General features: G+C 67.8%; 31 protein-coding genes, 1 tRNA gene and 1 other RNA gene. 15 read left to right on the top strand and 18 right to left on the bottom strand.

Going from position 1 to position 24,087, the window contains the following annotated elements; genetic code table 11:
• The first annotated feature begins 121 nt into the window (after positions 1-121).
• The 8 genes from CYL12_RS05270 to dapF all read left to right on the top strand — a co-directional run bounded on the left by CYL12_RS05270 (position 122) and on the right by dapF (position 6,800).
• Entirely contained in the window at positions 122-430 is a 309-nt protein-coding gene (locus CYL12_RS05270; RefSeq protein ID WP_025103227.1) for a helix-turn-helix domain-containing protein, read from the top strand.
• An 18-nt stretch (positions 431-448) separates the two neighbouring features.
• Entirely contained in the window at positions 449-673 is a 225-nt protein-coding gene (locus CYL12_RS05265) for a DUF3046 domain-containing protein (RefSeq protein ID WP_101846150.1), read from the top strand.
• Positions 674-933: 260 nt separating this feature from the next.
• A complete protein-coding gene (recA, locus tag CYL12_RS05260) occupies positions 934-1,980 on the top strand; it encodes a recombinase RecA (RefSeq protein ID WP_025103229.1) in 1,047 nt (348 codons plus the stop codon).
• Positions 1,981-2,060: 80 nt separating this feature from the next.
• Positions 2,061-2,837, top strand: a complete 777-nt coding sequence (locus CYL12_RS05255; RefSeq protein ID WP_233486837.1) for a regulatory protein RecX — start codon at positions 2,061-2,063, stop codon at positions 2,835-2,837.
• A gap of 46 nt (positions 2,838-2,883) precedes the next feature.
• Complete coding sequence (gene miaB, locus CYL12_RS05250; RefSeq protein WP_101846146.1) at positions 2,884-4,428, top strand: tRNA (N6-isopentenyl adenosine(37)-C2)-methylthiotransferase MiaB; 1,545 nt, start codon at positions 2,884-2,886, stop codon at positions 4,426-4,428.
• On the top strand, positions 4,425-5,336 hold the full coding sequence (gene miaA / locus CYL12_RS05245) for a tRNA (adenosine(37)-N6)-dimethylallyltransferase MiaA (RefSeq protein ID WP_101846144.1): 912 nt from the start codon (positions 4,425-4,427) through the stop codon (positions 5,334-5,336). Before miaB ends, miaA begins: the two co-directional genes overlap by 4 nt.
• A 33-nt stretch (positions 5,337-5,369) precedes the next feature.
• Positions 5,370-5,918 (top strand): dihydrofolate reductase family protein, encoded by a 549-nt coding sequence (locus tag CYL12_RS05240; protein ID WP_101846142.1) that lies wholly within the window; start codon positions 5,370-5,372, stop codon positions 5,916-5,918.
• Between the two features lie 9 nt (positions 5,919-5,927).
• Positions 5,928-6,800, top strand: a complete 873-nt coding sequence (dapF, locus tag CYL12_RS05235) for a diaminopimelate epimerase (RefSeq protein WP_101846140.1) — start codon at positions 5,928-5,930, stop codon at positions 6,798-6,800.
• A gap of 16 nt (positions 6,801-6,816) precedes the next feature.
• Here dapF and CYL12_RS05230 read toward each other — a convergent pair whose 3' ends face one another.
• A complete protein-coding gene (locus CYL12_RS05230; protein ID WP_101846138.1) occupies positions 6,817-7,458 on the bottom strand; it encodes a class I SAM-dependent methyltransferase in 642 nt (213 codons plus the stop codon).
• A gap of 66 nt (positions 7,459-7,524) precedes the next feature.
• Between CYL12_RS05230 and hflX the strand changes: the two genes are divergently transcribed.
• Complete coding sequence (hflX, locus tag CYL12_RS05225; RefSeq protein ID WP_101846136.1) at positions 7,525-9,036, top strand: GTPase HflX; 1,512 nt, start codon at positions 7,525-7,527, stop codon at positions 9,034-9,036.
• A gap of 9 nt (positions 9,037-9,045) precedes the next feature.
• Here hflX and CYL12_RS05220 read toward each other — a convergent pair whose 3' ends face one another.
• Positions 9,046-9,711 (bottom strand): SIMPL domain-containing protein, encoded by a 666-nt coding sequence (locus CYL12_RS05220; RefSeq protein WP_101846134.1) that lies wholly within the window; start codon positions 9,709-9,711, stop codon positions 9,046-9,048.
• 141 nt (positions 9,712-9,852) lie between these two features.
• Here CYL12_RS05220 and ssrA point away from each other — a divergent pair.
• Positions 9,853-10,222, top strand: a transfer-messenger RNA (tmRNA) gene (gene ssrA / locus CYL12_RS05215).
• A 575-nt stretch (positions 10,223-10,797) separates the two neighbouring features.
• Here the strand turns inward: ssrA and CYL12_RS17105 are convergent.
• Entirely contained in the window at positions 10,798-10,971 is a 174-nt protein-coding gene (locus tag CYL12_RS17105) for a hypothetical protein (RefSeq protein ID WP_158297097.1), read from the bottom strand.
• The gene (locus CYL12_RS05210) at positions 10,932-12,260 is read right to left on the bottom strand and encodes a hypothetical protein (protein WP_101846132.1); all 1,329 of its coding nucleotides are present in this window, start codon (positions 12,258-12,260) and stop codon (positions 10,932-10,934) included. Before CYL12_RS05210 ends, CYL12_RS17105 begins: the two co-directional genes overlap by 40 nt.
• Before the next feature lie 53 nt (positions 12,261-12,313).
• On the opposite strand from CYL12_RS05210, the gene CYL12_RS05205 reads away from it, so the two are divergent.
• Positions 12,314-13,447 carry an acyltransferase family protein gene (locus tag CYL12_RS05205; RefSeq protein WP_101846130.1) on the top strand — a complete coding sequence of 378 codons (1,134 nt, stop codon included), beginning with the start codon at positions 12,314-12,316 and terminating at the stop codon, positions 13,445-13,447.
• Positions 13,448-13,738: 291 nt separating this feature from the next.
• Here the strand turns inward: CYL12_RS05205 and CYL12_RS05200 are convergent, their stop codons facing one another.
• Together CYL12_RS05200 and CYL12_RS05195 are read right to left on the bottom strand one after the other, a co-directional pair.
• A complete protein-coding gene (locus CYL12_RS05200; protein ID WP_101846128.1) occupies positions 13,739-14,083 on the bottom strand; it encodes a hypothetical protein in 345 nt (114 codons plus the stop codon).
• Between the two features lie 138 nt (positions 14,084-14,221).
• Positions 14,222-15,148 (bottom strand): alpha/beta fold hydrolase, encoded by a 927-nt coding sequence (locus tag CYL12_RS05195; RefSeq protein ID WP_101846126.1) that lies wholly within the window; start codon positions 15,146-15,148, stop codon positions 14,222-14,224.
• A 130-nt stretch (positions 15,149-15,278) separates the two neighbouring features.
• On the opposite strand from CYL12_RS05195, the gene CYL12_RS05190 reads away from it, so the two are divergent.
• Entirely contained in the window at positions 15,279-15,506 is a 228-nt protein-coding gene (locus tag CYL12_RS05190; RefSeq protein WP_101846124.1) for a DUF2188 domain-containing protein, read from the top strand.
• Positions 15,507-15,581: 75 nt separating this feature from the next.
• On the opposite strand, the gene CYL12_RS05185 is transcribed toward CYL12_RS05190, so the two are convergent.
• Positions 15,582-15,875 carry a hypothetical protein gene (locus tag CYL12_RS05185; protein ID WP_101846121.1) on the bottom strand — a complete coding sequence of 98 codons (294 nt, stop codon included), beginning with the start codon at positions 15,873-15,875 and terminating at the stop codon, positions 15,582-15,584.
• Positions 15,876-16,019: 144 nt separating this feature from the next.
• Between CYL12_RS05185 and CYL12_RS05180 the strand changes: the two genes are divergently transcribed.
• Positions 16,020-16,334 (top strand): DUF7882 family protein, encoded by a 315-nt coding sequence (locus tag CYL12_RS05180; RefSeq protein ID WP_101846119.1) that lies wholly within the window; start codon positions 16,020-16,022, stop codon positions 16,332-16,334.
• Between the two features lie 49 nt (positions 16,335-16,383).
• Here the strand turns inward: CYL12_RS05180 and CYL12_RS17100 are convergent, their stop codons facing one another.
• The 3 genes from CYL12_RS17100 to CYL12_RS05170 all read right to left on the bottom strand — a co-directional run bounded on the left by CYL12_RS17100 (position 16,384) and on the right by CYL12_RS05170 (position 18,016).
• On the bottom strand, positions 16,384-16,557 hold the full coding sequence (locus CYL12_RS17100; protein WP_158297093.1) for a hypothetical protein: 174 nt from the start codon (positions 16,555-16,557) through the stop codon (positions 16,384-16,386).
• A gap of 94 nt (positions 16,558-16,651) precedes the next feature.
• Positions 16,652-17,203, bottom strand: coding sequence for a hypothetical protein (locus CYL12_RS05175; protein WP_101846117.1), 552 nt, complete (start codon positions 17,201-17,203; stop codon positions 16,652-16,654).
• Positions 17,204-17,218: 15 nt separating this feature from the next.
• A complete protein-coding gene (locus CYL12_RS05170; RefSeq protein ID WP_101848681.1) occupies positions 17,219-18,016 on the bottom strand; it encodes an inositol monophosphatase family protein in 798 nt (265 codons plus the stop codon).
• A 155-nt stretch (positions 18,017-18,171) separates the two neighbouring features.
• Between CYL12_RS05170 and CYL12_RS05165 the strand changes: the two genes are divergently transcribed.
• Positions 18,172-18,244, top strand: a tRNA-Lys gene (locus tag CYL12_RS05165).
• 67 nt (positions 18,245-18,311) lie between these two features.
• On the opposite strand, the gene CYL12_RS05160 is transcribed toward CYL12_RS05165, so the two are convergent.
• From CYL12_RS05160 to CYL12_RS05125, 8 genes are all read right to left on the bottom strand, one after another.
• A complete protein-coding gene (locus CYL12_RS05160; protein ID WP_101846115.1) occupies positions 18,312-18,587 on the bottom strand; it encodes a hypothetical protein in 276 nt (91 codons plus the stop codon).
• Positions 18,588-18,616: 29 nt separating this feature from the next.
• On the bottom strand, positions 18,617-18,886 hold the full coding sequence (locus CYL12_RS05155) for a hypothetical protein (protein WP_101846113.1): 270 nt from the start codon (positions 18,884-18,886) through the stop codon (positions 18,617-18,619).
• Between the two features lie 63 nt (positions 18,887-18,949).
• Entirely contained in the window at positions 18,950-19,288 is a 339-nt protein-coding gene (locus CYL12_RS05150) for a DUF7882 family protein (RefSeq protein WP_101846111.1), read from the bottom strand.
• A gap of 84 nt (positions 19,289-19,372) precedes the next feature.
• The gene (locus CYL12_RS05145) at positions 19,373-20,128 is read right to left on the bottom strand and encodes an SOS response-associated peptidase (protein WP_101846109.1); all 756 of its coding nucleotides are present in this window, start codon (positions 20,126-20,128) and stop codon (positions 19,373-19,375) included.
• 78 nt (positions 20,129-20,206) lie between these two features.
• On the bottom strand, positions 20,207-20,689 hold the full coding sequence (locus tag CYL12_RS05140; RefSeq protein WP_101848680.1) for a YbaK/EbsC family protein: 483 nt from the start codon (positions 20,687-20,689) through the stop codon (positions 20,207-20,209).
• A gap of 22 nt (positions 20,690-20,711) precedes the next feature.
• Complete coding sequence (locus tag CYL12_RS05135; RefSeq protein WP_101846107.1) at positions 20,712-21,950, bottom strand: MFS transporter; 1,239 nt, start codon at positions 21,948-21,950, stop codon at positions 20,712-20,714.
• Positions 21,947-22,384: a MarR family winged helix-turn-helix transcriptional regulator gene (locus CYL12_RS05130; RefSeq protein WP_101846105.1), complete on the bottom strand. Its 438-nt coding sequence runs from the start codon at positions 22,382-22,384 to the stop codon at positions 21,947-21,949. Before CYL12_RS05130 ends, CYL12_RS05135 begins: the two co-directional genes overlap by 4 nt.
• 35 nt (positions 22,385-22,419) lie before the next feature.
• Positions 22,420-23,208 (bottom strand): IclR family transcriptional regulator, encoded by a 789-nt coding sequence (locus CYL12_RS05125; RefSeq protein WP_101846103.1) that lies wholly within the window; start codon positions 23,206-23,208, stop codon positions 22,420-22,422.
• Between the two features lie 105 nt (positions 23,209-23,313).
• Here CYL12_RS05125 and CYL12_RS05120 point away from each other — a divergent pair, with 105 nt between their 5' ends.
• Positions 23,314-24,087 (top strand): CoA transferase subunit A, encoded by a 774-nt coding sequence (locus CYL12_RS05120; RefSeq protein ID WP_101846101.1) that lies wholly within the window; start codon positions 23,314-23,316, stop codon positions 24,085-24,087.

The raw sequence follows: 24,087 nt of genomic DNA, 5'->3' as shown, positions 1-24,087 counted from the left end.
ATACGGATGTGCTCACATTCAAACCACAGAGTGCAAGGGTAGATTCTGTGCAAGCCAGGAGGACTAGACTGGCCGTCTCTTCGAGGGAGACCTCGATTCACGAACTGCGGAGGAGGTTCCGATGATTCTTGTACGACAGGAGATCGGCGACGTGCTGAGGGACTTCCGTCTGCAGAAGGGGCGGACGCTCCGGCAGGTTGCAAGCAAGGCTTCGGTCGCACTCGGTTACCTCAGTGAGGTCGAGCGCGGTCAGAAGGAAGCATCGAGTGAGATCCTCGCCTCGGTGGCGGAAGCTCTCGACGTTCCCATCTCCACGATCATGCGTGAGGTCGGAGATCGCATCTCCGTCCTCGAGGGCATCCAGGTCTTCCCGGACGTCGTTCCCGACGACCTGGTCGCGTCGGTGGAGCCCGAGCTCTCGCTCCGCTGATACTCGGAAATCACCGCTATGCGACGCAGTGAGTTCCTGCGCGCTGTCGACGCCGAATTCCACGCCCGAGCCTCTTCGCTGGTGAACGATCTCGTGCTCTCCGGTATGGGGGGACGAACGGCGCTCGAGGCGCTCGAAGCCGGGGTGCCGCCGCGAGACATCTGGCTGGCGCTCTGCGCCGACATGGATGTCCCCGAAGCCCGCCGTCACGGTGTGGGGCGCCTGGAGCCGCGCGGCCGGTGAGGGTGCCTCCGCGGTGTGCGGATGTCCGACACGCCGATTGCGGTGTGGTGTCGAAAATCTGTTCGAAGCGGGCGTAGTCTTCTGCACAAGTGGTCAGGAGGTTCTGGTCCCCACGATCCACGGCTCGTCGACGCAATGTCGGAGGCCCGCCGTACCGTGAGGACCAGGCTGAAAGCCATACGCCTTGTCGGAGAGTTCCTTCCAGCCGGAAGAGCCGCGACAGCCTACAGGCGGCAGCACACGCGCAGAAGGAGCACACCATGCCATCACCCGCCGACCGCGAGAAGTCCCTCGAGACCGCCCTCGCTCAGATCGACCGTCAGTTCGGAAAGGGCTCGGTCATGCGGCTGGGCAGCGATGAGCGGGCCCCTGTGGCCGTCATCCCCACCGGCTCCATCGCCCTCGACGTCGCCCTCGGCGTGGGTGGCCTGCCGCGTGGCCGTATCGTCGAGATCTACGGACCGGAGTCCTCCGGTAAGACGACTCTGACCCTGCACGCCATCGCCAATGCCCAGCGGGCCGGCGGTATCGCGGCGTTCATCGACGCCGAGCACGCCCTCGACCCCGACTACGCCGCGAAGCTCGGCGTCGACATCGACGCCCTTCTCGTTTCGCAGCCCGACACGGGTGAGCAGGCTCTCGAGATCGCCGACATGCTCGTGCGGTCCGGCGCCATCGACCTCATCGTCGTGGACTCGGTCGCGGCCCTCGTGCCGCGTGCGGAGATCGAGGGCGAGATGGGCGATTCCCACGTGGGTCTCCAGGCTCGCCTCATGTCGCAGGCGCTCCGTAAGCTCACCGGTGGTCTCAACCAGACCAACACCACGATGATCTTCATCAACCAGCTGCGTGAGAAGATCGGCGTGTTCTTCGGCTCGCCGGAGACCACCGCCGGCGGTAAGGCGCTGAAGTTCTACGCCTCCGTGCGTATGGACATCCGCCGCATCGAGACCCTCAAGGACGGCACCGACGCGGTGGGTAACCGCACGCGCGTCAAGATCGTCAAGAACAAGATGGCGCCGCCCTTCAAGCAGGCGGAGTTCGACATCCTCTACGGCGTCGGTATCTCTCGCGAGGGCAGCTTGATCGACTTCGGAGTCGAGCACGGCATCGTCAAGAAGTCCGGATCGTGGTACACCTACGACGGTGATCAGCTGGGTCAGGGCAAGGAGAACGCTCGGACGTTCCTGCTCAACAACGCCGACATCGCGTTGGCCATCGAAAGCCAGATCAAGCAGAAGCTCGGCATCGGTGGCCCGGCCGCAGCTCCGGGTGCTGACGAGCTGGCCGAGCGTCGCCCGGCCTGATGAGTGATCAGCGTGGGGGCGATTCCGAACGGATCGCCCCCATCATCCCTCTCTTCGGCGGAGCCTCCCGTTCCGGCGACATGGACGCGAAACGCGCAAACACGGAAGCGCGCCGTGAGCGGAGCGACGCGAGGCCGTCGGCCGACGATCCCGACGCGTGGCGCTCGACGTGGGATGAGCCTGCGAAAGGACGGCCGCCGTTCTCCGGCGGCGACGGCTCGCCGAGCGCGCGTCATCCCGCTCGGGGAGGGTCGGCCCGCGCTGCGGCATCCGGTCCGGCCAAGGCCAGGCTGCGTGCTCTCGGCACCCCCGGCGACGGGGGAGAGGCGGGCGACAGCGTCGCCTCCGAGGCCGAGATCCGTGCGACGGCCGAAGAGTCGTTGGTGCGGAAGCTGCGTACACGCTCGCTGTCCGTTTCCGAAGCTCGCTTGGTACTGAAGGGACACGGACTCGCCGCCGACGCGATCGACGATGTCATCGAGGATTTCGCACGACGTGGTTATCTCGATGACGCCGTACTCGCTGAGCTCCTCGTCACGGCGGGCGTCGAACGCAAAGGCCAGGGGCGGGTCGCCCTGTCTCGAGCGCTGGCCCAGCGGGGCATTCCTCGTGACGTCATCGATGCCGCTCTGGACGAACTGCCGGACGATGATGCGGAGCGGGCGCTGGAGTTCGCAAGGACGAAGGCTCGTTCGATGAGTCGGCTCGATCCCGACGCGGCTCTTCGCCGCCTGGTCGGACAGCTGTCCCGCCGCGGGTACGGGGGATCGGTCGCCATGAACGCGGCGAAGACGGCGCTGCGGGAGGCATCGTTCGGCGGCGGGGCCTCCGGCGTCCGGTTCGTGGATTCCGACTGACGGCCACGCGATCGGCGCGCGGCGACGCTCGTACAATGGAGGGATCATGACTATCCCCCGCAGTGAACCGACGATCATCAGCGCGTCGTCCGCGGCCGTCGACGACGATGGGCGCCAGCGATCCTACGAAGTGCGCACGTTCGGTTGCCAGATGAACGTCCACGACTCCGAACGCCTGTCGGGCTCGCTCGAGAGCGCCGGCTACGTCCGTGCGGAGGCCGGGAGCGAGGCCGACGTGGTGATCATCAACACCTGTGCCGTCCGCGACAACGCGGCAGGGAAGCTCTACGGGACGCTCGGGCACCTGGCTGCCGTCAAGCGCCGCAAGGCGGGCATGCAGATCGCCGTCGGGGGCTGCCTGGCGCAGATGGACAAGCAGGCCGTGCTCGACAAGGCGCCCTGGGTCGACGTGGTCTTCGGCACGCACAACATGGGCTCGCTCCCCGGCCTGCTGGAACGCGCCCGACACAACGGCGACGCCGAGCTCGAGATCCTCGAATCCCTCGAGGTGTTCCCCTCGACACTGCCCACCAAACGCGACTCCGCCCATAGCGGTTGGGTGTCGATCTCCGTCGGCTGCAACAACACGTGCACGTTCTGCATCGTCCCCAGCCTCCGAGGCAAGGAGAAGGACCGCCGCCCGGGCGACATCCTCAACGAGATCCGGCTGCTCGTCGAGGACGGTGCCATCGAGGTGACCCTTCTCGGACAGAACGTCAACTCGTACGGCGTCGAGTTCGGGGATCGTCAGGCGTTCGGCAAGCTTCTCCGCGCCGCGGGTGAGATCGAAGGGCTGGAGCGTATCCGCTTCACGAGTCCGCACCCCGCCGCCTTCACGGACGACGTGATCGACGCGATGGCGGAGACCCCCGCGGTCATGCCGCAGCTCCACATGCCGCTGCAGTCCGGCAGCGATCGGATCCTCAAGGCTATGCGACGCTCGTACCGCAGCGAGCGTTTCCTCGGCATCCTGGACCGGGTCCGCGAGCGTATCCCGCACGCGGCCATCACGACCGACATCATCGTCGGCTTCCCGGGGGAGACCGAAGAGGACTTCGAGGACACCATGCGCGTCGTCGAGCAGTCCCGGTTCTCGGGGGCCTTCACCTTCCAGTACTCGATCCGCGAGGGGACCCCGGCGGCAACCATGCCGGACCAGGTGCCGAAGGAGGTCGTGCAGGCGCGCTACGACCGGCTGATCGCGCTCCAGGAGCGTATTTCGCTCGAGGAGAACCAGAAGCAGGTCGGGCGCGAGATCGAGGTGCTCGTCTCCACCGGCGAGGGGAAGAAGGACACGGAGACCCGTCGTCTCACCGGTCGCGCCGAGGACAACCGTCTCGTGCACTTCGAGGTGACCCCGGGCTCTGAGCAGCCGCGACCCGGAGATGTCGTCACGGTGACCGTGACGCACGCCGCGCCGTTCCACCTTCTGGCCGACGACCCGACCGGCGCACCGCTCCGCATCCGCCGGACGCGCGGCGGCGACGCCTGGGATCGTGCGCAGGCCGAGTCGTGCGCCGTGCCGGCTCCGAGCGACGGTGCGCCGCGCGCCGTCTCCCTCGGTCTGCCGACCCTCCGCGTCGGAGTGTGACCGCGCCACGGCTCTGGGCCGTCGTCGGCGCGACCGGCACGGGAAAGAGCGATCTCGCGCTCGATCTCGCGGAAGAGCTTCGTCGCCGTGGCAATCCGGCGGAGATCGTCAACGCCGACGCCATGCAGCTCTATCGCGGGATGGACATCGGCACCGCGAAAGTTCCGGCGTCGGAGCGACGTGGCGTCCCGCATCATCTCCTCGACGTGCGAGAGGTCGCAGAGGAGGCGGCCGTCGCCTGGTACCAGCCGCTTGCGAGAGAGGCGGTACAGCGCATCCATGCGGTGGGCGGTGATGCGATCCTGGTCGGCGGGTCGGGATTGTACGTGTCCAGCGTCGTGTACGAGTTCCACTTCCCGCCCAGAGACCCCGCCATCCGCGAGCGCCTGGAGCAGGAGCTCGACCGCGATGGTGTCGAGACGCTCGTGCAGCGACTGCGGGAACGCGATCCGGAGGCCGCCGCTCGGGTCGACCCACGCAACGGCCGGCGGGTGATCCGCGCTCTCGAGGTCGTCGAACAGGGAAGCGCCACGCGCGGTGCGGCTCTGCCCGAGAAGCCGACGCTCTGGCATCCGCACACACGCGTGATCGGTCTGCACGTGGACCGCTCCGAGCTCGTCGCCCGCCTGGACGCTCGGGTCCGTCGGATGTGGGACGACGGGCTGGTGGCCGAGGTCGCCCGACTGCGGGAGGAGGGCCTGGAGCGGGGGACCACGGCCTCCAGAGCCATCGGTTACGCCCAGGCGCTTGCGCAGCTCGACGGACGCTCCACCGCAGAAGAGGCGATCGCTGAGACCCAGGCGCTCACCCGACGCTATGCGCGTCGGCAGGTGTCGTGGTTCAAGCGCTACCCGGAGCTGGAATGGAAGACGCCGCCGGTGGCCGTCGCCGACCTGCTGGGGGACTGACCCGATGTCGGTAGCCCGTGCGAGGATGCGCGCATGGCCACTCACTACTTCACCGCGTCCAGTCTGGACGGCTTCATCGCCACCACCGAGCATTCCCTGGATTGGCTGCTGACCCAGGACATCGACATGGAAGGTCCGATGGCGTACCCCACCTTCGAGAAGAACATCGGTGCGTTGGTGATGGGTGCGTCGACGTTCGAGTGGGTCATGCGCCATGAGGAAGGTCGCTGGGCGTACACGCAGCCCACCTGGGTGCTGTCGCATCGCGACCTCACGGTGCCGGCGGAGGCCGATATCCGCGTGACGAGTGCCGACGTCCGGGACGTGCACAGCGCCATGCTCGACGCGGCGGACGGCAAAGACCTCTGGGTGGTCGGCGGGGGAGACGTCGCCGGGCAGTTCGCCGACGCCGGACTGCTGGACGAGGTCTGGGTGCAGTACGCACCGGTGACGCTCGGGGCCGGGGCTCCTCTGCTGCCGCGGCGTCTCGACCTCGAACTGATCGAGGTGGCCCGCAACCGCAGCTTCCTCTGCGGACGCTATCGGGTCACACCGCGCAGGGCAGTGTCGACCGCTCCCTAGACTGGTCCCATGGTCGCATTCACCAAGGGGCACGGTACCGGCAACGACTTCATCATCATCGCCGACCCCGACGGCCAGCTGGAGCTGACGGCGGAGCAGGTGGCCGTGCTCTGCGATCGTCATTTCGGTATCGGCGCGGATGGTGTGCTGCGAGTGGTGCGGTCGTCCGCGATCCCCGAGGGCGCAGCGGCCCTGGCGGAAGAGCCGGATGCCGAGTGGTTCATGGACTATCGCAACGCGGACGGCTCCATCGCGGAGATGTGCGGCAACGGCATCCGCGTCTTCGCCCACTATCTCGTCCGGTCCGGACTCGCCGTCATCGAGCCGGGCAGCACTCTTCCGATCGGCACGAGAGCCGGGGTGCGGGACGTCACGCGCAGCGTGAGCGGCTATCAGGTCGACCTCGGTGCCTGGAAGCTGTCGGGGGACGACCCACTGGTGCGCGCGGACGGGCTGACCGTCACCCGTCCGGGACTCGGCATCGATGTTGGCAACCCACACGTGGTCGTGGCGCTGGCCTCCGATGCGGAACTCGGGCTACTGGAACTCACGCGGACGCCCGAACTGGAGCCGTCCCCGACCGCTGGTGCCAACGTCGAGTTCGTGGTCCCCGGCGAGCCGCTCGTGCGCGACGGCATCGGGCATGTGCGGATGCGGGTCTTCGAGCGCGGGGTCGGCGAGACACTGAGCTGCGGCACCGGGGTCGCCGCCACCGCTCTCGCCGTGCGGTACTGGGCCGGTGCCCAGGCCCCAGACAACTGGCAGGTCGAGGTGCCGGGCGGCACCCTCGGTGTCCGGATGTTCCCCGCCGAAGACGGGGAGCACGTCGCGCTGTCCGGACCGGCGAAGCTCGTCTACCAGGGCGAAGTCGATCTGGCCTGAGGGCGGCGATCAGGTCTCAGACGACGGCGATCGGTTCCGTCGGAGGCGTTCCGTGCTTGCGCACCTTGAGGATGCGATAGCCCTTGCCGGTCGCCGTGCGGAAGACGCTGTAGCCGGGCTGGAAGGTCGCCCCGATCCAGCGCTGCAGGGAATCGGCGCCGAGGTTCCGCTGGACGACGAGCCATGCATCGCTGCGTTCGTCGAGTCGCGGGATCCACTTCTCCAGTAGTCCGTGGAGCTCGTTCTTCCCGACCCTGATCGGCGGGTTCGACCGGATCGTGCGGAAGGTCACGTCGGCGGGAACATCTTCGGGCAGCGAGGCGTTGACATTGGTGAGGCCGAGGGCTGCGGCGTTGCGTCGCACGAGGTCCAGAGCCCGCTCGTTCACGTCGACCGCCCAGACGGTCGCGTGCGGCGAGGCCAGCGCCATCGACAGGGAGATCGGTCCCCATCCGCTGCCGAGATCGAGAAGATGACCTCCGGGAGGAACGGGAGGCATGTTGGCGAGGAGCACTGCGGTGCCGGCGTCGAGTCGATCCGGGCTGAAGACGCCACCCGCGGTGGTCACTTCGAGCTCACGGCCTGCCAGGGATACGCGGATCTTGCGCAGGTTCTCGGGGCTAGCCGGGGCCGCAGTGAAGTAGTGGTCGGACCCCATACGGTGAGCGTACCGGACGGCGCGGGCTAAGGTTAAGGCTCGCGAGGAAACCAGAGACAGGAACGGATGACGGAGACGAAGACACCCTCCACCGACGACCAGACGGTCGAGCGCGTGCTGGCGAACGCAGAGAAGCGCTCCGAGGTGCGCATGTTCGGCGCCGCACAGGCGCTCCAGGACGAAGCGACGGCCGCCCACTCGACGGCGGACGGCGACCAGTGGGACCTCGAGGATCGGCATGCGCTGCGGCGCGTGGGCGGTCTCTCCACCGAGCTCGAAGACGTCACCGAGGTCGAGTACCGGCAGCTCCGCCTCGAGAACGTCGTGCTCGTGGGCGTGTACCCGCAGGGGGCACAGGAGGACGCGGAGAACTCGTTGCGCGAACTCGCCGCGCTCGCGGAGACGGCAGGCGCGGTCGTGCTCGACGGTGTCCTGCAGCGCCGTCCGCATCCGGACGCCGCCACCTACCTCGGACGCGGCAAGGCCCAGGAGCTGAAGGACATCGTCGCGGCCGTCGGCGCGGACACCGTCATCGCCGACACCGAGTTGGCGCCCAGCCAGCGGCGTGCGCTGGAGGACGTCGTGAAGGTGAAGGTGATCGACCGCACCACCGTGATCCTCGACATCTTCAGCCAGCACGCCAAGAGCCGTGAGGGCAAGGCCCAGGTCGAGCTCGCGCAGCTCGAGTACCTGCTGCCGCGTCTCCGCGGTTGGGGTGAGTCGATGAGCCGCCAGGCCGGTGGACAGGTCGGCGCCGGTGGCGCCGGTATGGGCTCGCGTGGTCCTGGTGAGACGAAGATCGAGCTCGATCGTCGACGCATCCGCACCAAGATGGCGCTGCTGCGCAAGCAGATCCGCGACTTCGCGCCTGCGCGTGAGGCGAAGCGCGCCGAGCGCAAGCGGAACACGATCCCGTCCGTGGCCATCGCCGGGTACACGAACGCGGGAAAGTCGAGTCTGCTCAATGCCCTGACGAGCGCGGGCGTGCTCGTCGAGAACGCGCTGTTCGCCACCCTCGACGCGACGGTACGCCGCTCGGAGACCGAGGACGGTCGCGTGTACACGCTCACCGACACGGTCGGGTTCGTGCGCAACCTGCCGCACCAGCTCGTCGAAGCCTTCCGCTCCACTCTCGAGGAGGTCGGCGACGCGGACGTCGTGCTGCATGTGGTCGACGGCTCGCACCCTGACCCGGCCGGCCAGTTGCAGACCGTGCGGGACGTGATGGGCGACGTCGGCGTGCGCGACATGCCGGAGATCGTCGTCTTCAATAAGGCCGACCTCATCCCCGAGGACGAGCGGCTCGTGCTGCGCGGCCTGGAGCCGCGGGCGCACTTCGTGTCGTCGCGATCCGGGGAGGGCATCGTCGAGCTCCGTGCAGCGATCGAAGAGGCGCTGCCCAAGCCCGCCGTCGAGCTTCACGCCGTGATCCCCTACGAGCGCGGTGACCTCGTCGCGGCGATCCACGAGACCGGGATGCTGCTGTCGGTCGAGCATCAGGAAGCGGGCACGGCCGTTCACGCGCACGTGTCCGAGCGTCTCGCCGCCGACCTCGCTCCGTTCGTCGTCAGCGACTGAGGGCAGGGGTCAGCGAGCGAGGAAGCGCGCCTCGACAGTCGCCGTGAGGATGATGTCCTGCGGTTCGTATTCCATGGCGGGCGCGGTGTCGGCCGCGAAAGCGACCGTACCGCGCGCCTTCCCCAACGGAGCACCCGGAGCGGAGGCAACGGTCGAGAGAAGGCCCGTGTCGGCGATCTCCGCGGGTGTCACAGTGGTGAGCCCCAGGGCCGTGGCGTACGCCTCGGCGCGCGTCACCGCGACGCCGACGGCCTGGGTGGCGACCTCACGCTCCACACGGACCCGGGTCTCGGGGGTGAGGTGCCAGTCGACCCCGCCGATCTCGACGCCGTCCCACGCGGAGATGTCGGAGATCCAGACGGACAGTTCCGAGGCCTCCGCGAAGGTCGCGGTCACGTCGATGCTCGCGTAGTGCACGGGGGCCAGACGCTTACCGTCTGCGTTCCAGGGACGCTCCGCACGGACCGCGAGCCTGGTGCTGCTCCAGTCGAGAGCGGAGCCCGTGTCCACCCGCCCCACGATGCTGCTCCGCACCGGCTCTGCCAGGCGCATCACATGGTCGACGACCGCGGTGCGGTCGGGGCCCTCGGCACGTACCGTGACGCGGACGGTGGCGCGCTCCGGAGCCAGACGCGCCTCGTGCTCGCCGCGGACGGTGACTGTCACATCGCTCATGGGGCGACTCTACGCGACGGGTATCGGGGGCGGGGAATGGCGAGCGAGCCGAGAACGTTGTATCCTGTGATGCTCGGGTGCTCGTCATCCGGGACTGACAATTCCACAGTGTGACAGCGGCTCCTTCGAGAGAAGGACCACGGGGCTGATCGGTTTCGACAGCGCCTGTGAATCCACGAGAAGCGGGCCGAGGATGCAGAGTTATCTCGTAAACGCCCTCTGCAAAACAATAGTTGCCGAAACCAAGCGCAACGACTTCGCCCTCGCTGCCTAAGCGAGCCCGATAGTCCGTCAGACCGTATGTGATTCCGATACGGATCCTGGCGTCATCTAGGAATCTTGCTGCGTGACGGCGTCTGGACGTCACGTGGGACTCTTCCCAGGCTGGGCTCGTCGACTTAGGTGTCTGTGACAAAGGTCGGAGCCGAGCAGAACGCTTCCACAGACTGCGCCCGGAGAAGGCGTGGAGACTCAGCGTTGGACGGGGGTTCGATTCCCCCCAGCTCCACCAGGTCGCTGTCACATACAAAGCCCCCGCGTTCCCATACGTCAATATGGGAACGCGGGGATTTTTTGCGTTCACCCGGTCGGCAGAACACCTCGGCGACGCTGTCGAGATCGTCGTCGAAACGATCCACGTATGCGTCGAGGTTCATCGCGGCGGGCTCGTGCCGGAGCATGTTCTGCACGCCCTTACCTTCGTGCCAATATGCGCTCTGTCAGCGGGCGGGTCGACGCACGATTTGAATCCCCTGGAGAGTTCGCGCAGTGCTTCAAGAGCACCTGGGGCGCCGGAAGAGTACCTGAGCGGATCTGCGCCCAGCGAGGGCTCTCCGCCGCGGCATGCAATGGGGCGCCTCCGCACCGGCCATGGGGACCGCGTGGGTGGCTACAGACGGCCAACGGCGCCCTGCCCAGCGCGACCTGGGCGCCGTCTACGGCGGTGGCGGCTGGCGCCCGGTGGAGGCTCGCGGACGGCAGAGCGATCCAGTACTGCACCGGCGGCTCGGCTGGAGCAACGAGGCTGGCCGCCATCGGTGAGCTCGGAAACGACGGCGAAGCTGAGCTGCTTTCTGTCTCTCTCAGTCACTCGTCGCCGGTGTTGCCGGCGTCGTGATGACGGAGGCGTTCGAACATCACCAGGCCGGTGACGATCAGCACGACCCCGAGGACTACTCCCCAAGGATCGGGACCCGCGGAGAGCACGGCGGCGCCGGCCCCTATCGGGACGATCGGCCCTGCGAAGTCGGTCCAGTCCATGCCGTCAGCATAGGCGCTTCAGCGTCGCTGGGTTCGGTCCGATGCTTGCGGTCCCGGGCAACCAGGACGAGGAGCGTGACGATGACCCAGGTGACGGTAGAGATGCGGTTCGCGGTGAGCGGGGAGAACCCGAGCGAGCCGGCGACTGTCACTGCGCCGAGCAGGAAAGCGAACCACTGCCCCGACCTGTCGAGTCCTCGCGCCAGGGAGAAGATCGACAGTATGACGATGCTGAGCAGGATCAGGCCGATCACGCCGCCAACGATCAGTGCCTCAGCGATCGCTCCGTCGTAGGGGATCTTCCAGCCGGCAGCTCCCGCCCCCGTGAGCGGGTTGTAAGCCAGTGCCTGGTTGATCACTGTGTTGAAGGTCGAGTCGCTGTCGAAGCGGCCAGCACTGTATAGCTCGAGGAAACCTTGGTCGCTCGACGTGACGAAGAGCCGGCCCAGGTAGTTCGCACCGGTCCACTCGGAGAACAGCCCGGACTGCACCACGCCCAGAGCAATGAGCACGAGGCCAAAGAGGGCAGCGACCTTGCGGCCTCCGCGTTGCGACCAGAACCAGTAGATGACGATGAAGGGAAGCCCGCCGAAGATGAAGACCTTGGACACGCTGATGAGGCCGCCAAGAGTCATCAGGGTGACGAGGAGAGCGACGAGCGCCGGACGGTTACTCCACGCATAGATCGCGGCGAGACCCGCAACGCCGTACATCGCGCCTGCCTCGGAAGGCAGATTGAAGATGCCTGAGTAGCGCCCAAGCTGCGCGGCGAGGTCCGCCGTGGTTGTGCTGTCCTCATTGGCCCAGAAAGGGCGCATGTAGTCGGTCACTTCGACGCGCGTGGAAAGGATCGCTATCGCTCCGTTGATTGCCATGGCGACGGCAACGATCTTGCAGAACCGTTTGAGTAGACCTTCGGCGTCACGCTCTGGAACGACGGACCAGATGAGGAGCATGATCGCGAGGGGAGCCAGGATGTTGTCGAGGCCGCCCAGCAGAGAGCCAGCGTCGTACGGCATCGGCTTGGCGCTCGGTGCTATCACCGCGAGAGTCGCGACGACCACGTACCCGACCCAGGGAAGGAGGAACCGCAGCCCGCCTTCGGGCCGGAACCGGAAGAACACGATCGGGAGGAACAGGAGAGTCAAACCGTAAACGGCTGCCTGTTCGGTGCGCATGCTCTGGAGCAGATATGGGCCGAACGTTGCGAGAGCCAGGATGGTAACCGTGAACGTCGCGGCGCGGGAGCGTTCGACCGGCCGCGTCGACGCGTTCATCTCCGCCGTCATCGTGTGCATCGTGAGCGATCATAGCCTTCACAGGGCTATGCCATAGTGGGGCGATGGTCTCCGTCAGCCCGAGCAGCGCGCTCGGACCGCGATTCGAGCTTCTGGATTATCTGCGGTTCCTCGCGGCGTTCGCCGTGCTCGCCTATCACTGGTTGTACCGCGGCATCGAGACCGGGATGATGTCGACAGTCTCGTACAGCCCAGTGGCTCCGGTCGCCGCCTATGGATACCTCGGCGTTGACCTGTTCTTCATGATCAGTGGATTTGTTATCGCGATATCCGCTCACGGACGTGCTGCGTCGGACTTCGCCGTCCGCCGCGGGGTCCGGCTTTATCCCGCATTCTGGGTCGCGATGCTCCTTACGGCTGTGGTGACTGCGATGTGGGGTGCTCCTGAAATGAGGGTCACGCTCGTGCAGGTCGTCGCGAACCTCACCATGGCTCCGAGTGTCTTCGATCAGCCCCTGGTGGATGGCGTCTACTGGACGCTCCTCAACGAGCTGATCTTCTACGGCATGGTGTTCCTGTTCTTGTTCTTCCGCATCGGGAAGTGGCTGGATGTATTCTTCCCCGCGTGGGCCATTGCCATGGTCGGAGTCCTGCACCTGACACCGGCGCTCGCGACTCGGCCCCTGCTGGGCGGGCTGTTCTCGTTCTTCGCCGCCGGCGCCATCATCTCAGCGATTCACCGACGCGGGTGGCACTGGTGGCAGGTGGCCGGTTTGCTGGGGGCCTTCTACGTCGCTATCCGCTACATGGTCTCGGACGTCGACCGATTGAACGAGGCCGGGGGACCGTACGAGCAATCGGCTATCATCACCTGCCTGATAGTTGCCGCATTCTTCGTCGTGATGATCCTTCAGATTCTTCCGCCGGTGAGGGACTGGCGGCTACCGAACAGCCGTCTGCTTGGCGCGCTCACCTACCCGCTGTACTTGCTCCACGCGCACCTGGCGTTCATATTCTTCGATCACTTCGCGACCGAGAGCAATAAGTGGCTGATGTACGGGCTCGCGCTGGTTCTAGTGTTGGCTCTGTCGTACGCTCTGCACCAACTCGTCGAAGTGCGACTGAAACGGTTCTGGTTGAGGGTCTTCAATGTCGTTGTGGGGACCCCGATCAGGGCTGTCGAGCGACTCGGCCAACGCGCATCTGCCACGCTGTCGGCGCCGCGCTCCATCCGCTAGACGGTGCAGCCCCGGAAGCACCCTGGCGGCGATGTCCGGGTCGTTCCACTACTTGAGGTCGTGGGATCTCCCGTGGAAATCGATGCTTGAGCCATCGCTGGTCTACGGCAGATAGTCGCTGCTCCGGCGCGCACGTGAACGCGGCTAGCCCTGGGCACAGAACGGGCCGACCTCCCGGCCGAATCTGACCGCGGAACTCCGATGGCCTCTCCTCCCACCGCACGAATACGTGGCTGTCACGGAAGAAGCCCTCGCGTCGCGGACCCTCGTCCGGACGCGAGGGCTTTTTCGCTATGGAGTGACCCACCTCACGCCGTCGGCGTCCGGTGGCAAGCGGCGTGCGGCATCGGTCTCCAGCTCGGCCATGAGGGGGACGATGACGCTCCACAGGGCCCAGTGCTCGGACGTGCCTTCTCCGCCCTGGACCCGACCCTCCCATCGCGTGGCCTTCGGGAGCGGGACGCGGATGCCGAATCGCGCGCCGGTGGGGTCGGTGACCTGGGCGCTCAGCGTTCCGGTCTGGGCGGTCACGTCCGTCAGGTGGAATCCGGCGGGCACGACGATCGTGCCCCGTGCCGTGGACCACGCGCCCCGCACGACTGCGACCAGCGGCTCCGCTGCGACATCGATCGTCATGAGACGTCCTCCCGATCAGGAGCGCCGGAGTGCACCCCGCGATTCGGCCAGAATATCGACGCGAGGTAACGGCTGTCTGTCCCCTCTTCGGGGGACGTCCCGGGGCATTCGAGCAGACGCATCGCTGCGGGGAAGCGTTCATGCGGACATGCGGCGCACTCCCTCGCGCAGAACTTCGACGATCCGTGGGCCCCCATGGCCTTCGTCGGGGACTTCGATGAAAGTGCTGGCCGGCCACGCCCGATGCAGATCGAACGGCACCGACGAGGTCGAACTCAGATCACGGCGTCCGTGGACGAGAAGCACCGGGATAGTTGCAAGCCTCTCGACGCGGTCGAGGATCCCGGAGTCGCCGAGGAAGGCATGATGCGACCAGTAGTGGAGGATGAGCGTCGCCAGCTCGACGCGTTTGCGTGGATCCTCCCAGCGAGGGTCAGGGGAGAAGGCGGGGTCGAGGGAGGGGTGCGTGTTCTCCCACCGTCCCCAGGCGACGGCCGCGCGGTCGCGGGCCTCCGGATCGGCACTCGTGATCTCGCGGTACAGGGCGTCGAGGATGCGTTCCCCATGCCGCGGTGCAGCCGCGCGCTCGAGCTCCGCCCATTCGCGAGGGAACACCCGACGAAGGTCCTCGGTGATCCACTCGACCTCGGCGCGACTGGTGGTCGTCACGGCGCCGAGGGCCAACCCTGACACGTGCTCCGGGTGACGCTCGGCGTACGCGAGGGCGAGCGTCGCTCCCCAGGAGAGCCCCACGACGATCCACCGGTCGACCCCGAAGTGTTTGCGCAGCGCCTCGATGTCCTCGATGAGCGTCTGCGTGGTGTTGAGGGGGAGGGCGGCGAGATCGTCCACCACGGACGGCGTGCTCCGGCCGCATCCGCGCTGATCGAAGGTGAAGGCGCAGTGGAGCGCCGGGTCGAAGAAGGTGCGGAAGAAGTCCGAGGAGCCGGAGCCCGGCCCGCCGTGCAGGAACAATGCCGGCGCCATCCCGCGTCCGTGACGTTGCCAGAAGATCCGCACGCCGCCGGGGCGCTCCAGGAAGCCGTGGATCGTGGGGGTCGTCATCCGTCGACGATAGCGGGAGAGGCAGGCGACAGGTGGACGGTTCCTACGACGATTCACTCGGACACGCAAGGGGCTCGGTCGCGCGCTCGGCCGCGCGGTACCAAGGTGCTTCACGACGAAGGGAGACGCCATGCCGAAGGGCGACGTCGACACGTTCCACCAGGAGGGTGGCTGGTTCAACCGCGTGCAGGGCGAGGTGAACACGTTCAGCGGCCCGCACGAGACGAAGGAAGAGGCCGTCGCCGTGGGGCGGGAAACAGCACGAGCCCGTCAGGCGGAGCACATCATCCGGCGGGAGGACGGCACGATCGGGGAGCGGAACAGCTACGGCAACGACCCCCGGGATGTCCGCGGCTAGGGCGTCGCACTCCTTCAGCGGTCAGACGTCGTCGATAGCGGCGGTGGCCCCGTGACCGTCGGATGACCACGGCTCTCAGGGCTCGGTCGGCGCAGGACGGAGAACCGCATCGATGCGCCTGTGCACCTCGGCGACCTCCTCCGCGTTGTCCGGTGCCTCCAGAGTGCTGTTCGTCGTCTCCACCATGAGCACCGTGCTCGGGTTCAGAAGGAAGGAGGCGAGCCCGATGTTGCCGTCAGGACTGATCGACCGGAAGGAAACGGTGTCCGCGCGGCCCTCGTCGGCGACGACCCGGCTGTACTCGAGAAGCGCATCGGCGGCATCGTCGCCCATGAGCAGTGATTTCTCTCCGTACGTCACGTGTTTCATGAGCCGAGGCTAGAGGCTCGTCTGCCGCCTGCTCCCGCCCCTTGACAGGGACGCAGAGCAGTGGGCGCTGCCGGAGCCGAGAACGCTGCTGCATGGAACGAACCACCTCTGGTCCCGGTCCGCTCACGGGCCTACCATTCGCACATGGGGTTCATCATGTACGACAGCACGAGCCAGCTCCACATCGAGGACCGCGCCCTGGCGCACCTCAAGGTGGTGATCGCCACGAAGCTGCGACGCAACGAGAGCTTCACGGTGTCGTGGACCCACCCGGTGGGAGATGCGTACGGACGTTCCACGATCTGGTTGCATCCGTCGATCCCGCTGCGATTCACGTTCGAAGGGCGCGAGGCGCCAAAGCTCAACCCCCAGTGGATCGAGGACCTCATGCAGTCCGCGAACTCGACGGGCGGGATCCAGCTCGTCGACGAAGTCGTTCAGGGGTCGACGCCCGGATGACAAAAGCCCCGCCTCTGCGCGAGGCGGGGCTGTCGTCAGCGAAACGTGCTCAGTGCGAGCGGTCCGGATCCTCGGCGACGACGTCGTCCTCGTCGTCCGATCCGTCCGTGGGCGGCACGGTGCGCGGTTCGCCCTTGTTGTCCTCGGCGCCGAGGTTGTCGTTCTCCTCCGGGCCGGGGGAGGGCTCGGTGCTGATGTCGTTGCGGTCGCTGTCGTTACCCATGCGCGTTCCTTTCCTCGACGGATACCTCCAGCATCGCCCATCCGCGCTCCGTGGCCCAACCGCTTGACAACGACACCGGGAAGCATGCTCGTCGTCACTCCCGTCCTTCGACGAGGAGGAGCCCCTGCTTCGTGTCCGCGACCTTCACCCAGCCGTCGCCGAAGAGATACGTCATGCCGTATCCGTCCTCGTCCGTGCTCATGGCGTACTGCGGGTCCTCCGTGACGTAGACCCCAGCGGTTCCTTCTTCGATCCGCCACCCCTCCTCCTCGAGACCGGCCTGCGCACGTTCCGCGTCCGCGGCGGAAAGGGGGGACCAGCCGTACATCTGGCCGTGGTCCGAGGGGACGGTGAAGTCGGCCCAGAAGCACAGGAGGCCTTGCGGCAACTCGACGCCGCCGACGACGAACTCGCGCGGCTCCGCCGTCCAACCTGCGTCGGTGAGCGCGGCGACGGTGCCATCCGAGATCAACGACTCGCACGTCAGCTGGTCCGCGCTCGGCGCGGGGGTCGCGCCGGTGCCGTCCGCGGCGGAAGTCGGGTGCTGGGATGGCGCGGGTGCCGGCCCCCCATCGTCCGCGCAGCCCGTGAGAAGCGCCCCGATCAGCAGGAAGCCGGTCAGGGCCGCGAGTCGTCGGGAGTTCATGGAGCCTCGGAGGTGTCAGTCGTGCAGAAGCCGCAGGAAGTCGTCGTGAAGGATGCCGTTGGTGGCGAGCGTCGAGCGTGCGGAGATCGTCTCGGATCCGTCGAACGCCGTCATGCGTCCGCCGGCCTCGTGCACGATGGCGACGGCGGCGGCGATGTCGTATTCCTTCACGTCGAACTCCGCGACCGCCTCGAGGCGCCCCTCGGCGAGCAGCATGTACGCGTAGACGTCGCCGTAGGCCCGGTCACGCCACACGCGCTCGCTCACGCGCAGGAGGGCTTCCAGCTCGCCGGCATCCCGCCACTGGCCGATGCTCTGAAAGCTCATGCTGGCGTCGTCCAGCGATGAGACGGAGGAAACGGCGAGCCGTCGTTCCGTGCCGCCGTTAAGGGTCCAGGCACCGTGCCCTGCGGCCGCCCACCACCGTCGGCCGAGAGCGGGCATGCTGACGACGCCGACCTGCGGCACACCGTCGATCGCGAGCGCGATCATCGTGCCCCAGAGCGGGACGCCGCGGAGGAAGTTCGCCGTGCCGTCGATCGGGTCGATGATCCACTGGCGGGCGGTGCCGCCCTGGGCGCCGAACTCCTCGCCGAAGATGCCGTCGTCCGGGCGTTCCTCTTCGAGCATCCGGCGGATCGCGCGCTCGGTGGCGAGGTCGGCGTCGGTCACGTGCGAGTTGTCCGCCTTGGTGGAGACCTCCAGATCGGCGGCGTCGAACCGGGGGAGGGACTGCGCGTCAGCGGCGTCGGCGAGGCGGAGGGCGAGCTGGAGATCGGCGCGCAGATCGGCGGCGTCGGGAGTGGCGGTCACGCTCTCAGGATAGTCGCCGCCCCAACGGTGCCCGCAGAGACCATCGGCCAGGATCAGCAGGCGAAACGCCCGGGCCACGCCCGGGACGCCGCGGATTTCGTCTCGACGCCAACCGCTGGTAATGTAATTCCTCGGTCGGGGTTATCCCGGGCCACGCACCTCTAGCTCAATCGGCAGAGCAACTGACTCTTAATCAGTGGGTTCAGGGTTCAAGTCCCTGGGGGTGCACGGAACTAGCCTCAGAGATCTCGCCATCTCCGGGGCTTTTTCTCTGTCTCGTGACTGTCGGCCTCGCTCAGGCGCGCCGGACCGAGAGGAGCTGCCAACCCTCGGGGACCTTCGCCTCGATGCCCGCCATGTCGTCGGCTTCGATCTGCTCGACGCCGTCGATCCGTTGGAACGTCCCCGTGGCCTCCATCTTGGCCTCGCCCTTGAGCATCCGCACCGGGGCGGACGTGAGTGCGTAGCCCGGCTCCCGGTGGGCATCGAGTTGAGCGTGCACGTCCTCGAGGGAGGTCCCGGTGACATCGACGGTCCTGGAGCCTCGGGGGCGGATGAGAGCGACGATCATCCCCCCAGTCTACGAGCGGGCCGTGGTCGTCAGAGGTCCCAGTCGAGTGTCGAGCGGGCGTCGATAGGGGCGTCTGTTCCTGCGTCCTCGCGGATCAGGTACACCACGACGCGGGACTGGGCAGTGATGAGCACGCTGGTGAGACTGTCGCCGGTCGCCAGATCGATGAACGTGGGTTGCGCGCGGGCGGCTGCTTCGATCCGAGACATCAGGTCGGCGACATCCGTGCTGCGAGGCAGGAGGAAGTCGTGCCCATCGATCTCGATGTGCGTCGTCGTCATTCCCGTGCTGTTCCCCATGGCTCCACGGTACGAAGGGAGGGAGGGGGTGCAAAGGGGGGTTGAACCCGCTCCGTCCGCATGTTAGGAGCGCGAGAGAGCGCTCTCGCGGTCGTCGGGCTGCTGTTCCGCGGGCTCGGGCACGAGGTACAGCCCGCTCGGGGCGTTCGCCGTGAAGGCGAGCGCTTCGATCCAGGCGCGGTTGACGCTGGGTTGCCGGCTGCCGTGGTACTTGTAGACCAGGGAGCTTCCGGCATGGATCCAGACCGTCGTACGGCCGCCGCCCACGCTCGTGTCGTCCTTCCACGTGAAGCCGAAGGGCTCGCCACGGCGGAGCTTCGCCGTCATGACCAGCTGGATGTGCGTGAGAGCGCGGTCTTCGATGTCGACCTTGACGCTGTTCTCGTAGATGAACTTGCCCATTGCAGGGTCCTCGCGTTTCGCCACGGAAACCTGTGCCAAGAGGCGCGACCAAGATGATCGCTGCTGTGGGGTGTGCACAGCGTGTCACACTTTCGGCCGATCTCCTACCCGACCGGGGTGTCGTGTGTCCTCGCGTCTCTTCCTGTTCCAGGCCACCGGGTCGAGGAGCGTGGGATCCGCGGGGTCGACGGTGCGGGTATTGCTCACCTTGCGGTCGACGACGTGGCCGCGGAGCGTCGCCGCGACGTCCGCGGAGGTGTGATCGAGCATCGCCAGCGTGTCGAGCTTGGTCTGCCCGGTGAGCTTCTCCGGCGTGAGCCAGGCGTCCCAGGTGTCGGCAGTCAGGAAGGCGGGCATCCGGTCGTGCACCTCGCCGCCCGCGTCGCGGGCCTCCCGTGTGACGACGACGAAGCAGCGCACCTTCTCGCCTTCATGTTCCATCGACCAGGTGAGCCCGGCGGCGGCGAGCAGGCCGTCCCCGTGGAGGAAGTGCGGGGTCTTGTGCCCCTTCTCGCCCGTCCATTCGAAGTACCCCCGCATGGGCACCAGGCAGCGGGCGGCGGAGAACGCCGGTGCCCAGAATCCAGCGGCGAGCTTCTCCATCCGCGCGTTGATCAGTGGAGCGCGCTGCGGTCGGTTGGGGGGACTCTGCCAGTCCCACCGGACGAGTTCCAGGATGCGGCCGTCGCCGCGGTCGCGGACGATCGGGGCGCTCTCGGTGGGGGCGATCGAGTAGGCGCCGTGCCAGGACTTCCACCAGTCCTCCGGCCGGCCGCCCTCGGCGACGAACTCCCGGATCAGCTCGTCCGTCGCCGCGTCGTTCGCGAATCGTCCGCACATGTCATCGCCTCCGTCTCGCCGGTCGCTCGCCCCGCGGCCGCATCGCCTCCATCATGGGGCATGGCACGGACATCCTGGTCAGACGACGTCGATCGTCGTGCCCGCGGTGAGAGCCGACAGCTGGGCGAACGTGAGCGGCATGACGGTGTGCGGGTGGCCCGCGGCCGCCCAGATCACCTCGTACGCCTGCAGAGCGCTGTCGATGAAGGTGGGCAGCGGCTCGGGGTGGCCGACGGGCGCCACCCCGCCGATCGCCTGTCCCGTCGCCTCGCGGACGACGGCGGGTGGGGCCATGGCCACCTCGCCCGTCCCGATGTTCCGTGCCAGAACGGTGACGTCCGCCCGGTGTCCGCCACTGGTCATGACGAGCACGGGCCGACCGTCGGCGAGGAAGAGGAGACTGTTGGCGATCGCGGCGACGTCGCAGCCGATGGCGGCAGCCGCCTCGGCGGCGGTACGCGCCGAGTCCGGAAGGACCCGGATCTCTGTCTCGACACCGGCCGCGAGGAGGTGTTCCTGCACCCGCCGGCTGCGCTCGGGGAGGGGAGGGGCGTCGGTCATCTCCCCACGGTAGCCGAGCCGATCAGCCGGCGTCACCGACGAGGATCGCCGCCGCGTCCTCTGCCGTCGCATCAGCCGGTTCGTCGTCGATGTGCGCGAGGACCTTCCGGCCGAGGAGGATCGTCAGCGCGGCCAGGAGGACGGCGGCAGCGGCGAACAGGTACGGCACGGTGGCGCTGAACAGGTGCCACAGGAGTGCCGCGATCGGCGGGGCCATCGCGCCGCCGAGGAAGCGGACCGCGGAGTAGGCCGAAGAGGCCACGGAGCGGGGGAGGTCGGTCGCCTCCATGACGGCCTCGGTCAGCACCGTGTTCATCACGCCGAGGAGCAGGCCGCCCACGATGATGCACACCACGAGAGCAGCCGGTTCGGCGACGACGAGCCCGGCGACGACGAGGTCGACGGCGAGCAGGGGCAGCACGGTGAGGATGACGTGCGTCCTCGTCATCCGGCGCATGAGCACCGGCGCGACCCACACGCTGGTGATCGCGAGGGCGACACCCCAGCCGAAGAACGTCAGGCCGATGCCCATCGCTCCGAAGCCCAGTGGGAAGGGCGAGAACGCGAGCAGCACGAAGAAGCCGATGTTGTAGAACAGGGCGGCCACGGCGAGGATCGCGAGAGCGGGACGGCGCAGGGCGGTGAAGGGGGCGGAGAACTTCACGGGGGTGCGCTTCTCGCCCGGCCCTCGCAGCAGCACCAGGACGGCGATGAACGCGATGGCCATCAGGGCGACGACGCCGAAGAACGGTCCTCGCCAGCTCTGCTCGCCGAGGATGCCGCCGAGCAGGGGGCCCACGGCGATGCCGAGGCCGAGCGCCGCCTCGTACAACACGATGGCTGCGCTGCTGCCGCCGGATGCGGCGCCGACGATCGTGGCCAGCGCCGTCGAGATGAACAGCGCGTTGCCCAGCCCCCAGCCGGCACGGAAGCCGATGACCGCGTCGACGCTGCCGCTGATCGCGCAGAGGAAGGCGAACACGACGATCAGGCCCAGACCGACGAGGAGCGTGGCTTTGGCGCCGATCCGGCTGGAGATCCAGCTGGTGACGAGCATCGCGAGGCCGGTGACCAGGAGGTAGCTGGTGAAGAGGAGTTCCGTCTCGACCGGCGTGGCTTCGAGCGACTCCGCGATCGCCGGCAGGATCGGGTCGACGAGCCCGATCCCCATGAAGGCGACGACGCACGCGAAGGCGACGGCCCACACCTGGGCCGGTTGCTTCCAGACCGAGGGTGTGGGGGTTGCGGGGGCGGTGTTCAACGGATCTCTCCTGTCCGGTGTGCGGAGGTGCGGGCGGCGAGGATCTCAGCCGCGCGCGTGAGGGTGTGCCAGTCGTCGTCGTCGAGGTCGGCGAAGCGCGGCGCGATCGTCTCCCGGAACTCGGAGCGCCAGGCGGCCAGGGCCGCGGCGCCGTCGGGGGTCGCGGCGACGACGGTGGCACGGGAATCGTCGGGGTCGGGGGAGCGGCGGACGAGGCCCTCGCGTTCGAGGGTGCCGAGCAGCCGGGTCATCCCGGGCTGCGTCGTGCGGGCTGCTGCGGCGAGCTCGCCGACGCGACGGGGGCCGGACTGGTCGAGCAGACTGAGCACCCGCCATTGCGCGGCGGGGGCCTCGTTCCCCGCGTCCTGGGCGGCGATGCGACCCAGCGCGTAGCCCGAAAGGACGAGCGACGGGATCACCTCGGAGCGATTCATACCAGAAAGTATATACCCACTGGTATGTATCGAGATCACCGTCGGGCGTGAGCGATCCGCGCGGAGAGCTGATGCGCGTGGGCGAGGAGGATCCGGCCCAGCTCGGCCTGACGCTCCGGGCCGAAGCGGAAGGCGACACCGGTGAGGCTGAGCGCCCATTCCGGGCGGCCGGCGCGGTCGAACACCGCCGCACCGAGGCCCCAGCTCCCCTCGACGATCAGGCCGGGGTTGACGGCGAAACCCCGCTCCTTCGTCTCGGCGAGGCGCTTCCGCAGCGGGCGCTCACCATGAGCGCGCCCCCAGTTCTCGACGAGCTCCGGGTGCCGCTCCAGGTAGGCATCCACATCGTGGTCGGGGAGGAAGGCGAGGATCGCGAGGCCGGCGCTCGCCACGCCGAGCGGGAAGCGCACTCCCTCGCTCAGCACGAAAGAGCGGATGGGGAACGAACCCTCCTCGCGCAGCAGGCAGACCGTCTCGTCCGCGCGGCGGACCGAGAAGAACGCGCTCTCCTCGGTCTTCACGGCGAGCGACCGCACGATGTCCCGGGCCAGGGTCGTCACGTCGTAACGGGCGGCAGCCACAGACCCCATGAGGAAGAGCTCGGGTCCCGGCATCCATTGACTGCTGCCGGCGTCGCGGTCGACGAGACCCTCCGCGCGCAGGGCGCTGAGCAGGCGATGCGTGGTGGGCCGGGAGAGCCCGGCGCGTGCCGCGAGCTCCTGCAGGGTGGCGCCGTCGGTGCCGGCGGCCGTCACGAGCCGCAGGAGCCGCGCAGCCCGCGCGACGGCCTGAGTGCCGGGGACGGGGTTCGTCGCAGTGTCCACATCGTGGACGCTAGTGGTGCGGGCGTCCACATCGCAAGAGGGCGCTGGCCGCGACTCCGCCCGGGGCGGGAAGCTGGGAGGGGACACGGATCCGAAGGAGCAGACGTGATCGACAAGCAATGGGACTCCGCGGCCGCCGCGGTCGCCGACATCCCGGACGGCGCTTCGCTCGCCGTCGGAGGCTTCGGACTCTCCGGGAACCCGATCGCGCTCATCGAAGCGCTCCTCGCGCAGGGCACGACCGACCTGAGCGTCGTCAGCAACAACTGCGGGGTGGACGACTGGGGCCTGGGCGTCCTGCTCGCCGCGCAGCGCATTCGGAAGATGACGTCGTCCTACGTGGGAGAGAACAAGGAGTTCGAGCGGCAGTTCCTGTCCGGTGAGCTCGAGCTCGAGCTGACCCCGCAGGGCACGCTGGCCGAGAAGCTGCGGGCGGGAGGATCCGGAATCGCGGCGTTCTTCACCCAGACGGGCGTCGGCACCCAGGTGGCCGAGGGTGGTCTGCCTCGCCGGTACCACGCGGATGGCTCGATCGCGGTGGCCTCGCCACCCAAGGACGTGCGCACGTTCGCGGTGCACGGCGAGCCCCGTGAGTTCGTGCTGGAGGAGGCGATCAACACCGACTTCGCCCTGGTCCACGCGGTCCGCGGCGACCGGCACGGCAATCTCGTGTTCCGGAAGGCGGCGCGGAACTTCAACCCGCTCGCCGCGATGGCCGGGCGCGTGTGCATCGCGCAGGTGGAGCGGCTCGTCGAACCGGGAGAGCTCGACCCGGACGCGATCCACCTGCCCGGCGTCTTCGTGCATCGGATCGTCGAGGTCGGCGCGGACATCCCTAAGCGCATCGAGCGACGGACCGTCGCCGCGGAAGGAGCCTGA

This window comes from Zhihengliuella sp. ISTPL4 (genome assembly GCF_002848265.1).
Classification (GTDB): Bacteria; Actinomycetota; Actinomycetes; order Actinomycetales; family Microbacteriaceae; genus Microbacterium.
The sequence above is the reverse complement of the archived record's forward strand: the minus strand, read 5'-3'. Positions and strand labels throughout refer to the sequence as shown.

Bases quoted from the DNA above. Each gene is read 5' to 3' on its own strand.
- CYL12_RS05140 (WP_101848680.1), bottom strand. From the start codon at position 20,689: ATGACCGACGCCCCTCCCCTCCCCGAGCGCAGCCGGCGGGTGCAGGAA.
- CYL12_RS05230 (WP_101846138.1), bottom strand. From the start codon at position 7,458: ATGGGGTCCGACCACTACTTCACTGCGGCCCCGGCTAGCCCCGAGAAC.
- CYL12_RS05155 (WP_101846113.1), bottom strand. From the start codon at position 18,886: ATGGGGAACAGCACGGGAATGACGACGACGCACATCGAGATCGATGGG.
- CYL12_RS05240 (WP_101846142.1), top strand. From the start codon at position 5,370: ATGGCCACTCACTACTTCACCGCGTCCAGTCTGGACGGCTTCATCGCC.
- CYL12_RS05145 (WP_101846109.1), bottom strand. From the start codon at position 20,128: ATGTGCGGACGATTCGCGAACGACGCGGCGACGGACGAGCTGATCCGG.
- dapF (WP_101846140.1), top strand. From the start codon at position 5,928: ATGGTCGCATTCACCAAGGGGCACGGTACCGGCAACGACTTCATCATC.
- CYL12_RS05270 (WP_025103227.1), top strand. From the start codon at position 122: ATGATTCTTGTACGACAGGAGATCGGCGACGTGCTGAGGGACTTCCGT.
- CYL12_RS05190 (WP_101846124.1), top strand. From the start codon at position 15,279: ATGCCGAAGGGCGACGTCGACACGTTCCACCAGGAGGGTGGCTGGTTC.
- CYL12_RS17100 (WP_158297093.1), bottom strand. From the start codon at position 16,557: ATGGGTAACGACAGCGACCGCAACGACATCAGCACCGAGCCCTCCCCC.
- CYL12_RS05175 (WP_101846117.1), bottom strand. From the start codon at position 17,203: ATGAACTCCCGACGACTCGCGGCCCTGACCGGCTTCCTGCTGATCGGG.
- CYL12_RS05160 (WP_101846115.1), bottom strand. From the start codon at position 18,587: ATGATCGTCGCTCTCATCCGCCCCCGAGGCTCCAGGACCGTCGATGTC.
- CYL12_RS05150 (WP_101846111.1), bottom strand. From the start codon at position 19,288: ATGGGCAAGTTCATCTACGAGAACAGCGTCAAGGTCGACATCGAAGAC.
- CYL12_RS05200 (WP_101846128.1), bottom strand. From the start codon at position 14,083: ATGACGATCGATGTCGCAGCGGAGCCGCTGGTCGCAGTCGTGCGGGGC.
- CYL12_RS05220 (WP_101846134.1), bottom strand. From the start codon at position 9,711: ATGAGCGATGTGACAGTCACCGTCCGCGGCGAGCACGAGGCGCGTCTG.
- miaB (WP_101846146.1), top strand. From the start codon at position 2,884: ATGACTATCCCCCGCAGTGAACCGACGATCATCAGCGCGTCGTCCGCG.
- CYL12_RS05130 (WP_101846105.1), bottom strand. From the start codon at position 22,384: ATGAATCGCTCCGAGGTGATCCCGTCGCTCGTCCTTTCGGGCTACGCG.
- CYL12_RS05255 (WP_233486837.1), top strand. From the start codon at position 2,061: ATGGACGCGAAACGCGCAAACACGGAAGCGCGCCGTGAGCGGAGCGAC.
- CYL12_RS05265 (WP_101846150.1), top strand. From the start codon at position 449: ATGCGACGCAGTGAGTTCCTGCGCGCTGTCGACGCCGAATTCCACGCC.
- recA (WP_025103229.1), top strand. From the start codon at position 934: ATGCCATCACCCGCCGACCGCGAGAAGTCCCTCGAGACCGCCCTCGCT.
- CYL12_RS05180 (WP_101846119.1), top strand. From the start codon at position 16,020: ATGGGGTTCATCATGTACGACAGCACGAGCCAGCTCCACATCGAGGAC.
- CYL12_RS05185 (WP_101846121.1), bottom strand. From the start codon at position 15,875: ATGAAACACGTGACGTACGGAGAGAAATCACTGCTCATGGGCGACGAT.
- CYL12_RS05210 (WP_101846132.1), bottom strand. From the start codon at position 12,260: ATGACGGCGGAGATGAACGCGTCGACGCGGCCGGTCGAACGCTCCCGC.
- CYL12_RS17105 (WP_158297097.1), bottom strand. From the start codon at position 10,971: ATGGACTGGACCGACTTCGCAGGGCCGATCGTCCCGATAGGGGCCGGC.
- hflX (WP_101846136.1), top strand. From the start codon at position 7,525: ATGACGGAGACGAAGACACCCTCCACCGACGACCAGACGGTCGAGCGC.
- CYL12_RS05205 (WP_101846130.1), top strand. From the start codon at position 12,314: ATGGTCTCCGTCAGCCCGAGCAGCGCGCTCGGACCGCGATTCGAGCTT.
- CYL12_RS05195 (WP_101846126.1), bottom strand. From the start codon at position 15,148: ATGACGACCCCCACGATCCACGGCTTCCTGGAGCGCCCCGGCGGCGTG.